General features: G+C 58.6%; 3 protein-coding genes. 2 read left to right on the top strand and 1 reads right to left on the bottom strand.

Translation table 11 applies throughout. From position 1 onward, the window contains the following. Positions 1–509 (top strand): efflux RND transporter permease subunit (locus AB4043_RS20500; protein ID WP_442307935.1); only part of this gene is annotated, 509 nt, incomplete at its 5' end. A 373-nt stretch (positions 510–882) separates the two neighbouring features. Further along, positions 883–1,374: a TlpA family protein disulfide reductase gene (locus AB4043_RS20495; RefSeq protein ID WP_442307934.1), complete on the top strand. Its 492-nt coding sequence runs from the start codon at positions 883–885 to the stop codon at positions 1,372–1,374. Positions 1,375–1,596: 222 nt separating this feature from the next. Here AB4043_RS20495 and AB4043_RS20490 read toward each other — a convergent pair. Further along, the coding region (locus AB4043_RS20490) for a PAS domain S-box protein (RefSeq protein ID WP_442307933.1) at positions 1,597–3,034 on the bottom strand (1,438 nt) is incomplete at its 5' end.

Raw genomic sequence — 3,034 nt, 5'->3', positions numbered from 1 at the left:
GTCAGCTGCTGCAGGTGCTGCTCCTCTCCCTGGCGCTGGTCTTCGGTGTGTTGCTGATAGAGTTCCGCAATCTGTGGGCTCCGATCGCCATTCTTACTTCATCGGTCTTGTCGATCTCGGGTGTGGTGCTGGCGCTGCTGGTGACGGGAACGACCTTCAACGTGGCCTCGTTTATGGGCCTGATCATGGTCATCGGCATCGTGGCGAAGAACGGCATCCTGCTGCTCGACGCCGACGAACGCTACCGCCGCGAGGGTGGCTCGCCTTATGATGCGATGCTGCATGCAGCGCAGCGCCGGCTGCGGCCGATTCTGATGACAGCGACTGCGGCGATCTGCGGCATGCTGCCACTGGCCTTCGCGCTGGGCTCGGGCTCGCAGATGCTGCAGCCGCTGGCGATCGCGGTGATCGGCGGCCTGGTGGTCTCGATGTTGTTGAGCTTGATCGTGACACCGGTGGTCTATTACCTGCTGACAGCGCACCGTCATGAAGAGGCGAAGCAGGCCTAGAGTGGCGACGGATCGGGCATTCGCGCTACGCGCGAACCGGTGGGAGCCGCGGGCTTTTAGCCCGCGGTTATAAGAACAAATGATCTCGGGCTTTAGCCCTGGGCTTTTCTGCATGTGAAACAAAAGGCCCAGGGCTAAAGTCCAACCATTTGTAGGCCTGATATCAGCGGGCTTTTAGCCCGCTGCTCCCGCCCAAGGAGGCCTTGCTAGGAGGTAGCGCCAAAGGCGCTCCGTCTTGCTTAAGGGGACGGCTTCAGCCGTCCCGTATCAGCGCTGGAAACACGTGGCTTTAGCCACTGAGGTACAGCTAGAAAAGCGCGAAATGACAAACAAAAGACATGCCGCGCACCACGCCATCTACAATAAACACACGATGAAACTCCTTCGTTTGGCAGTTCTCGCAGCACTCACGTTCGCTTCCGCGCAGCCGTTTTTTGCGGACCCTTTGCCTGTGGGCAAGGTGGCTCCCGCGCTTTCGGTCGCTTCCGAGTCCGGGCAGACCATCAACCTGTCGCAGTACAAAAGCAAGGTGATTCTGCTCAACTTCTGGGCGACGTGGTGTGCTCCATGTCGAGTCGAGATGCCGTGGTTCGAAGAGTTTTCGCAGAAGTATAAGGACAAGGGCTTTGTGGTCCTGGGTGTCTCCATGGATGAAGGTGGATGGAAGGTCGCCGGTCCGGTTGCTCGCAAACTGAAGGTCACCTATCCCATGGGCGTGAATAAAGGGAAGTCTGCTGCGGCGTATGGCATTACCGATGCCTTGCCGGTTACTTATCTGATCGATCGCACGGGAAAGATCCGCGCGGTGAAGCAGGGCTTCGGCAACAAGGAAGACTTCGAGAAAACGATCCAGTCTCTTCTCTAATTTGTACAAGAACAAAGCCGGCCTGCATTGCAGGCCGGCTTTTGGTTTGAATGCGGTTGGTATTACTGGGTGCCCCACCCTCGCAACGCTAGGGTGGGTAGGGACGACCGAGAGATTTTCTCAGACGATACCTGTCTGAAGATTTGTGGCCACCTTGCCCACCCTAACGTTGTGAGGGTGGGGCACCCCGGCTTGGAAAGCAGGAGAAAACCGTAACCTGCTCTACGCTGGCAGCGTGATCTGAAATGCCGTACCCGTCGTTGGAGGCAGAATGCGACTCCGCACGCGAATCGATCCGTGATGCTTGTCGACGATCTGCTTGGTGACCCACAGCCCAAGACCCGTACCGAGGTTGCCCTTCGTGCTGAAGAAGGGATCGAAGATCTTGTGCTGTGTCTCCAGCGGAATGCCGCGTCCGCTGTCGAGGAAAAGGATCCTGACATAGGCGCCGTCTTTCCCGTGATGACGCTTTGCCCGAATGGTAATCTGTCCGCCTGTTTCAAGAGCATCCAGGGCGTTCGCCAGCAGGTTAGAGAAGACCTGTCGCAGCTCGCCGGCAACGGCTTTGATGGTGATGTCATCCTGCCACTGACAATGAATCTTGACGTGCCGGGTGTTGATCTTTCCGCGAAGCAGATCGATGGACGACTCCAGCAGTTGCGTCACTGAGGTATCGGCCGGAACGTTGGATTCACGATAGAAGCCGAGTGACTGCCGGGTAATATGCGCAATGCGCTTCAACTCAGCATCGGCCAGTTGCAGTAAGTCCTGGGCTTCCTCAGGAAGTCCTATGCTGTGATGCGCCAGGTAGATGAGGTTCGACATCGCTTCGAGAGGGTTGTTGATCTCGTGCGCGATCGAGGCCACCAGGCGGCCGAGTGTTGCCAGCTTCTCGCTGCGGAGCAGGGCCTCTTCGGCCCGTTTCCGTGCGGTGACATCGCTGGCGGCGCCGAACCACTCGATGACCTCCCCATCTTTGTTACGAAGTGGGACCGCGCGCGAGAAGGTCCAACCGATGGTTCCATCGGCCTGCAAGACGCGGTGCTCTAACTGAAAGATCTTCTGGTGTGTGATGGCGTCCTGAATCGATGTCCAGACGAAGGCCTGGTCTTCCGGATGGATGTACTTCTCCAGCCAGGTTCTCTCCGGCTCTGCGGTTTCGGAAAGAAAGTCTCGTCCCTGAAGCTGCCGCATCTCCTTCCAGTCCGGACTCATGCGATAGATCACATCGGAGCTCGCTTCGACCAGGGCGCGGAAGCGTTCTTCCATCGCCTGGGAGGTCGCTTCCGCCTGTTTGCGGCGGGTGATATCGATGGCGTATTCAACGATGCGGTCGCCGCCGAGGTCTCGTCCGGTGAACAGCATCCATCGCCGGCTCCCGTCCTTCAGCATGTACTCCTTCTCGTAGGGCCCAATCCGTCCAGTCTGTTCGAGCTTCAGCATCTGCTCTTCGCTGACCTTCACCCACTCCGGCGGAGTCATGGTGCGCCACGTGACGGCCCGGGTTTCGATCTCGGCCCTGGTGTAACCGACCATGCGAAGGAAGACATCGTTGGCGTCGACGACGGTGCCGGTGTAGTCGAAGAAGATAACGCCGACGGCATCGGTCTCCAGAACGCGCTTCAGGCGCGTGTCGGCTGTGGAGCGAGCCAGTTCCGCC

Origin of the sequence: Terriglobus sp. YAF25, from assembly GCF_052113305.1 — a bacterium.
In the GTDB taxonomy this organism is placed as follows: Bacteria; Acidobacteriota; Terriglobia; order Terriglobales; family Acidobacteriaceae; genus Terriglobus.
This window is presented reverse-complemented; position numbering and strand designations above follow the sequence as displayed.